This is a genomic window from Pseudomonas sp. Sample_9, from assembly GCF_004307535.1.
Classification (GTDB): Bacteria; Pseudomonadota; Gammaproteobacteria; order Pseudomonadales; family Pseudomonadaceae; genus Aquipseudomonas; species Aquipseudomonas mercuritolerans.
Genome location: NZ_RAZO01000165.1, coordinates 1 through 673, shown reverse-complemented (window position 1 = coordinate 673; position 673 = coordinate 1). Strand labels below are relative to the sequence as shown.

The window sequence follows — 673 nt, the reverse complement described above, 5'->3', positions numbered from 1 at the left end:
CCGCGCTCGACCCAACGGCTCAGCAACAACAGCAAATCATCGGCGCGGGTCAGCGGCGAGAGTTTCGACAGGCTGTCCGCTTCCAGCGGTGTCGGCAGCAGATCGGCGAATGTGCGGCTCATAGCAGGACTCCCTGTTCCCAGGCGGGCTCGGACTTGGGTTCGGGTTTGCCCTGGAACATCCGGTCGAGGCGTTCGATCAATTCCCGTGGCGGACGCACGAAGTACACGCCTCGACTTTCGGCACGCGTACCGCGCAGGAAAAGATAAACCGCCCCACCGACATGGCGGTCGTAATCGTAATCCGCCAGCCGCGCCTTCAACTGGCGATGCAGTGCCAGCAGATACAGCACGTATTGCAAGTCGTAACGGTTGTCGAGGATCGACTGTTCCATCGCCTGCACGGTGTAGGCCTGATCATCCACGCCGAGCCAGTTGGATTTGTAATCGGCGACGTAATAACGGCCAGCGTGCTCGAAGGTCAGGTCGATAAAGCCCTTGAACATGCCGTTGAGTTGTACCGGCTCCGCCGCCACCCGGGCGACGCCATTGTGGGTGTGCTGGCGCACCTGTTCATCGAGCTTGAGCACGTCGACTTTGTGGCTGGCGAACCAGAATTCCATCTCGACGCGGTATTGCTTCAGTTGCTCAAGAACCACCGGCGGTTGCCCGCC

Annotated in this window: 1 protein-coding gene; it reads right to left on the bottom strand. The window is 60.5% G+C overall.

Features of this window, described 5'->3' with window-relative positions:
- Nucleotides 1-118: 118 nt before the first annotated feature.
- Nucleotides 119-673, bottom strand: a 555-nt coding sequence (locus D6877_RS09055; RefSeq protein WP_178083656.1) for a PD-(D/E)XK nuclease family protein, incomplete at its 5' end; no start/stop codon positions are given.